Source organism: Streptomyces azureus (genome assembly GCF_001270025.1).
GTDB classification, from domain to species: Bacteria; Actinomycetota; Actinomycetes; order Streptomycetales; family Streptomycetaceae; genus Streptomyces; species Streptomyces azureus.
The window spans coordinates 23,008-29,007 of the sequence record NZ_DF968483.1 but is presented as its reverse complement, the minus strand read 5'-3'; the positions used below and the strand labels follow the sequence as shown (position 1 = coordinate 29,007).

Here is a 6,000-nt window from a genome sequence, read left to right as displayed (position 1 = left end):
GGGGCACGTCGCCGACTACGAGCGGGCGCGTGAGCTGGTGCGGCGGCTGATGGCGGGGTTGCCGGCCGGCAGCCATCTGGTGATCAGCGACAGCACCGCGACGAGTGAGGGCATGATCGCCGCGTCGGAGGCCTACAACGAGAGTGGGGCGGTGCCGTATCACGTACGTGAGGTTGCCGAGATCGCCGGGTTCTTCGACGGGCTGGAATTGGTGGAGCCAGGAGTCGTACGGGTGCCCGAGTGGCGGCCGGAGCCTTCCGAGGGAGCGGTCGGTGAGGACGCCGCCGGTGTGGACGCGTACTGCGGCGTGGGACGCAAGCCGTAGGAGGATCCGCATCATTTTCCGCGCGGCGCCGTCGTGGCTGGTCGCGCCCACGCGGCGGAGCCGCATATCGATGCAGCCCGCGCCCCCGGGAAGCCCCCACGCGATAATCAGGACATGGCCGCACCAGCCCCCGCCCCCGAGCCGGTCCGGCGGCTCATCGGTGACCTGCTCGCGGTGGGTGAGGCGTACGCCCTCGTCCTCGCGGGCGGGTACGCGGTGCTGGCCCACGGGCTGGTGCAGCGGGCCGGACCGGACGTGGACGTCGCCACCGAGCACCCCGCCGGGATGGACGGCATCGCCGACACCGTCCGGACGGGGCTCGTGGCGCGCGGCTGGCTCGTGCGGACTCTGGAGAGCGATCCGCTGTCCGCCCAGTTCCTCGTCACCGACGCGGCGACCGGTGCGGAGTACGAGGTCGGCCTCCACAAGGAGGTGCTGTGGCGCCCGCCCGTGGTGACCGGGCTCGGGCCGGCCCTCTCCCTCGACGACCTCGTCGGCACCCGCGTGCGGGACCTGGCCGACCGTGGCCTCCCCCGTGACCTGGTCGACGTATACGCCGCCTCGGCCCGCTGGAGCCACCCCGAACTGGAGGAGCTCGGCCGCCGCCACGCCTCCGAACCCTTCGACCTCACCGACCTCCAGGCCCGGCTGACCGGCACGGACTGGCTCGACGACAGCGCGTTCACCGCCCACGGCCTCGACACCCCGGGCGTCGCCGGACTCCGCCGCTGGGCGCAGGAGTGGGCCGACGACATCGCGGAGCGGCTCATCGAGGGCGGGGCCCCGGACGAGAGCGCCCCGGATGAGGAGTGACCCGTACGGGGGAATGACCGGTCGGTACCCTGACCGGATGCGGAAAGGGGCAACCGGGCAGGCGGGGGTGGTCGCCGCGCTCGTGCGGGCGGCGTTCCTGGTGGACGGTGTGTACGCGGAGGCCAGCCGCGCGTACGGGCTGACGCCGCAGCAGGGGCAGCTGCTGTGCGTACTGATGCCGCAGCCCTACGGGATGGGCGAGCTCGGGGACATGCTCGGGCTGGCGAAGTCGAGCCTGACCGGCCTGGTGGACCGGACGGTGCGGCGCGGACTGGTGCGGCGGGAGGCCGACCCACGCGACGGCCGGGCCGTGCGGGTGGGGCTTACGGAGGAAGGCGCCGCGCTCGCCGAGAAGTTCTACGCCGAGACCTGCCGCCGGATGGAGGCCCTGCCGTCCGGGCTCAACGGCGCCGAACGGGAGCGGCTGGCCGTACTGCTGTCGCGGGTCGTGGCCGACAACGGCGTTCCCGAGGTGTTCGTGGAGGCCGAGCAGGTGTTCGCCGCCGACTAGGCGGACCTTCCAAACCTTCCAGGCCTTCCAGGCCTTCCCTCAGAAGCTCACCGTCCTGGCACCGGTGCCGTCGCCCGCTGCTCCCGCCTCCCCACCGTCATCAACGCCAGCGTCACCCCGGCCGACAGCGTCGCCATGGCCGTCATCGCCCCTGCCGGGGACGTCAGTTGGGCCACCGAGCCCGCGAGTGCCGCGGCCACGCCCTGCATCGTGAGCATGCCGGCCGAGTGCAGTCCCAGGGCGTGGCCCGTGAGGGCGTCGGGCGTCAAAGCCACCAGGCGCTCCTGCTGGACGAGGCTCGCGCCGAAGCCGACCGAGGCCAGCGTGACCGCGGCCACCGCGAGCGGAAGGGGCGGGTGCAGGAGGAAGGGCACGTACGGGACGGCCAGGAGCAGCAGGAGCGGGAAGCCCAGCCGGGGGCGCAGCCGCGGTGGGACCAGGCGGCCCACCAGCACGTCCCCGGCCAGCATGCCCAACGCGGCGAAGGCGAACAGGGTGCCGGCGGAGTCCGGGGCGTAGGAGACGTAGAGGGATTCGCAGCCCACGACCAGGCCGTTGGGGATCCAGAGGGCCAGATAGACCTGGCGGCGGGGTGCGGACGACCAGAGCAGCGCGTTGGCGCGCCAGGTCGCCGACACCGAGGGGCGGCCCGACGTACGGGGTGGGCGGCCGGTCAGGCCGAGGCGGACGACCGAGGCCGACAGCAGGTAGAGGACGGCGGCCACCAGCAGGGAGATCCGTGGGGACAGCAGGGCCACGAGGGCGCCGCCGGTCGCGTATCCGGCGACCTGCATGAGGCCGCTCATCATGTTGAAGACCGAACGGCCCAGCAGGTAGCCGTCCTTGGAGAGGATCTCGTTCAGCAGGCCCCAGCGCACTCCCCCGCCCACCGACTTCGCCAGCCCCATGACCAGGACGATCACGAAGAGGACCCAGATCGGCAGTCCGGGCAGGGCCAGGGCCGCCGTGCCCGCCGCGAAGAGCAGGGGCAGGGCCGTCAGGGCCGCGCGCGGGGGCAGCCGGTCGGCCGCCGAGAGCAGGAACATCGCGCCCGCCATCTGCACCAGTGACGAGCCGGACATGCTCAGCGCAGAGAGCAGCGGCGACTCGGTCGCCCGGTACACCAGGGTGCCCAGCGCCAGTCCGCCCGTCGTCTGGGCGACCGTCTGCGCCGACGCGGCCAGGAAGAACGGGGTGAACTCGGGAGTGCGGAACAGTTCGCGGTAACTGCGCATGCGGGGAGTCTCCGGCGACCCGGATCGTGTGGTTATTGTTTCGCGCAGGTGCGAAACGTCGGGGGGTGCGCATGGGCTGGTGGCAGATCAACGCCGACACCCTGGCCGGGAGCCGGTTCGTGCTCTCCCCGCTCGCCGAGACCTTCGCCTGCCTCCAGTTGCTGCACCGGGGCACACCCGCACACCCGGGCGAACGGGCCTGGCTGCGCGACCACCTGCCCGGCTACCGGGCCCGGCTGACCGCCGACCCCGTGACCGCGCTGCTCGTCCGCGCCGGGCTGGGCCGGTCCTGGATCGCCGACTTCCTCACGCCCACCCCGAGAGACCGGGAGACCTTCGAGGAAGAGGTGGCACGGGTGCGGGCGGCCCGCCCCGACGAGGCCCGCGCCCATCTGCGGATCTCCCTCGCCGGCCCTCCCCCGAGTTCTCGGCTCCGCTCGACCAGGGGGGACCCCCTTCCCGCCGCCCTGGACCGGGACGACCTCCCCGAGCGCGCGGCCGGCCTGCTGACGTACGTCTGGACCGAGACCGTACGGCCGGACTGGGACCGGCGCCGGCGGGTGCTGGAGGCGGACGTGGTCGCCCGTACCGCGCAGGTGGGCCGGGGCGGCTGGGCAGCGGTGCTGGACGCGCTGCGACCGGGCCGGACCCGGTGGCTGGGTGACAACCGGCTCCAGGTGAATCTGCACGAGTACCCGCCCCGCGAGATCTCCGGCGCCGAGCTCCTGTTCGTGCCGGTCACCCCGAAGACCGGCTGGGTGTCCTGGGAGGAGCCCGACCGGTACGCGGTGATCTACGCGTGCGCGGGCGTGCTCGCCGACGCCGGCGGCCGGGCCGTACCCGCGAGCCTCGGCGCACTGCTCGGGGCCGCACGGGCGTGTGTGCTCGTCCTTCTCGACTCCCCGCTGAGCACCAGTCAGTTGGTCGCCGTGACCGGGCAGGGGCTCGGCTCGGTCGGCCGGCATCTGAGGGTGCTGCTGGACGCCGGGCTGGTCGAGCGGCGGCGGGCCGGCCGGTCGGTGCTGTACTCGCGCACCGCGGCGGGGCAGGTCCTGGTGGAGGCCGGAACCGGTCTGCCCGGCACCCGCGCGAGCTAGTGCCCCGGCAGGCAACGTTCGCCCCGTCGCGACGCCCGGCACGCCCTCTCGCCGCACCGGCCGAAAGCCTGGGTACATCCAGTACGAGGGCGTCCGGCCGGCACTCCCCCAAGCTCTTCGAGCAGGGGGTACCCCCAGAGCACGCACCGGACGCCGCTCCTTGACGGGCGAACGTTGCCTGCCGGGGCACTAGCATCCGCTCATGACGACTCACAACGGTTCCTCTCCCCTCGACGTCGAGATCGGTGCCCTCCAGGGCGGTTCCGCCGACCTGTCCCAGTACGCGGGCAAGGCGGTGCTCGTGGTGAACGTGGCCTCCAAGTGCGGCTTGACCCCGCAGTACAACGGGCTGGAGAAGCTCCACGAGCGGTACGCCGAGCGCGGCTTCACCGTCCTCGGCGTGCCCTGCAACCAGTTCCTCGGGCAGGAGCCCGGCAGCTCCGAGGAGATCGCCGAGTTCTGCTCGGCGACCTACGGCGTGACCTTCCCGATGACCGAGAAGGTCGAGGTCAACGGCGAGAACCGGCACCCGCTGTACGACCGCCTGACGGGCTTCGCCGACGCCGAGGGGCACAGCGGGGACGTCCGCTGGAACTTCGAGAAGTTCCTCGTCGGCCGGGACGGCCGGGTCGTCGCCCGCTTCTCCCCGCAGACCGAGCCGGAGTCGGAGGAGCTCGTGGCGGCCATCGAGGCGCAGCTGGCCTGACACCCGCCCGGTTGACCTTGCCCCTGGGGCAGGGCCGAGTGTCCTCGGGCGGAAGAGCCGCCCGATGACGGAGGATGCCGTGGTGGACGTACCGGACCGTGACCTGCTCACCATCGGGGCGTTCGCCGCGCGCGCCCGGCTGTCGGCCAAGGCCCTGCGACTGTACGACCGGCTGGGGCTGCTGTCCCCGGCTCACGTCGACGAGGCCACCGGCTACCGCTACTACCGCGCCGGCCAGGTCGAACGGGCCCGGCTCGTGGCCATGCTGCGGCAGCTGGACATGCCGCTCGCCCGGATCGCCGAGGTGGTCGCGGCGGGCGACGGGCCGACGGCGGCGGAGCTGCTCGGCACGTACTGGGCGGACGTCGAGGCGCGGGTGGTGGGGCAGCGGACACTCGCCGAGTACCTCCGTGGACGACTGTCGGGGAGGAGCTCCGAGATGTACCGGAAGTTCGCGGTCGAGGCGGTGGACGTGCCCGAGCAGGTGGTGATCACCGAGAAGCGGCACACGCTGGCGGACGATCTGCCGACGTGGATCGGGGCGGCGCTGGGCCGGCTGGAGGAGGCGGCCCGGGAGTGCGGGGGCGTGACCGGAGTGCCGTTCGTCGCCTATCACGCCGAGGTGTCGATGGAGAGCGACGGGCCCGCGGAGGCGTGCGTGCCGGTCGCCGACGAGGCGGCGGCACGGGCCTGGGCGGAGCGATGGGGGTCCCCCCTGGTCGAGCGGAGCCGAGAGCTTGGGGGAGGGCGGGCGTGGGAGACGACCGTACGCGTGGAGCCGGCCCGGCGGCTGGCGTACACCCGGATCACCAAGGCGCAGGTGGCGCACCCGCAGATCCTGGCCGCGTTCGAGGCGGTGGAGGAGTGGATGGCGGCGGAGGGACTGGCCCCGGCCGGTCCGTGCCGGGAGCTGTACTTCGCGGACTGGGAGGCGGCGGGAGCCGACGACCCGGTGTGTGATGTGGCGTTCCCGGTGAGCTGATCGCCCTCAGGGCCCGCGGGCACAAGCGGAGCCCTCTCGGCAAGGACGGCGAGGCTGGTCGAGAGGGCTCTGTCGGTGGTGCTTGTGCTGTTGTCGAGCGGTGGCTCAGGCCTTGACCGAGGCCACGAAGACGTTCCACGCGTCGGCGGGAAACGCCAGCTTGGGACCCTCGGGGACCTTGGTGTCCCCGAGTTCCAGAGCCTCTTCGACGGTCGACCTGACCATCACACAGGCGCCGTTGTTGTTGGTGTAGGAGGACGTCGTCCACGTTTCCGTGGCGCCCAGACGAATTGCCATGTTCGCTCCGTAGCAGTTGCCTTTACGCCAACCG

At 72.8% G+C, this 6,000-nt stretch carries 8 protein-coding genes; 6 read left to right on the top strand and 2 right to left on the bottom strand.

Annotation, left to right across the window (positions count from 1 at the left end; all coding sequences use genetic code 11):
• The 3 genes from AOQ53_RS36870 to AOQ53_RS36860 form a co-directional block, all read left to right on the top strand.
• On the top strand, window positions 1-325 hold a 325-nt coding region (locus AOQ53_RS36870), incomplete at its 5' end, for an SAM-dependent methyltransferase (protein WP_174523406.1).
• Window positions 326-439: 114 nt separating this feature from the next.
• Window positions 440-1,138 (top strand): nucleotidyl transferase AbiEii/AbiGii toxin family protein, encoded by a 699-nt coding sequence (locus AOQ53_RS36865; RefSeq protein ID WP_059424109.1) that lies wholly within the window; start codon window positions 440-442, stop codon window positions 1,136-1,138.
• 37 nt (window positions 1,139-1,175) lie between these two features.
• Window positions 1,176-1,649 carry a MarR family winged helix-turn-helix transcriptional regulator gene (locus AOQ53_RS36860; RefSeq protein ID WP_059424114.1) on the top strand — a complete coding sequence of 158 codons (474 nt, stop codon included), beginning with the start codon at window positions 1,176-1,178 and terminating at the stop codon, window positions 1,647-1,649.
• 47 nt (window positions 1,650-1,696) lie between these two features.
• On the opposite strand, the gene AOQ53_RS36855 is transcribed toward AOQ53_RS36860, so the two are convergent.
• The gene (locus AOQ53_RS36855; RefSeq protein ID WP_059424108.1) at window positions 1,697-2,884 is read right to left on the bottom strand and encodes an MFS transporter; all 1,188 of its coding nucleotides are present in this window, start codon (window positions 2,882-2,884) and stop codon (window positions 1,697-1,699) included.
• 71 nt (window positions 2,885-2,955) lie between these two features.
• Between AOQ53_RS36855 and AOQ53_RS36850 the strand changes: the two genes are divergently transcribed.
• The 3 genes from AOQ53_RS36850 to AOQ53_RS36840 all read left to right on the top strand — a co-directional run bounded on the left by AOQ53_RS36850 (window position 2,956) and on the right by AOQ53_RS36840 (window position 5,669).
• Window positions 2,956-3,981, top strand: a complete 1,026-nt coding sequence (locus tag AOQ53_RS36850) for an ArsR/SmtB family transcription factor (protein ID WP_059424106.1) — start codon at window positions 2,956-2,958, stop codon at window positions 3,979-3,981.
• Between the two features lie 202 nt (window positions 3,982-4,183).
• Window positions 4,184-4,687 carry a glutathione peroxidase gene (locus tag AOQ53_RS36845; RefSeq protein WP_059424104.1) on the top strand — a complete coding sequence of 168 codons (504 nt, stop codon included), beginning with the start codon at window positions 4,184-4,186 and terminating at the stop codon, window positions 4,685-4,687.
• Window positions 4,688-4,751: 64 nt separating this feature from the next.
• Window positions 4,752-5,669, top strand: a complete 918-nt coding sequence (locus AOQ53_RS36840) for a MerR family transcriptional regulator (RefSeq protein ID WP_059424102.1) — start codon at window positions 4,752-4,754, stop codon at window positions 5,667-5,669.
• A 105-nt stretch (window positions 5,670-5,774) separates the two neighbouring features.
• On the opposite strand, the gene AOQ53_RS36835 is transcribed toward AOQ53_RS36840, so the two are convergent.
• Complete coding sequence (locus tag AOQ53_RS36835) at window positions 5,775-5,966, bottom strand: DUF397 domain-containing protein (protein WP_059424101.1); 192 nt, start codon at window positions 5,964-5,966, stop codon at window positions 5,775-5,777.
• Window positions 5,967-6,000 lie beyond the last annotated feature (34 nt).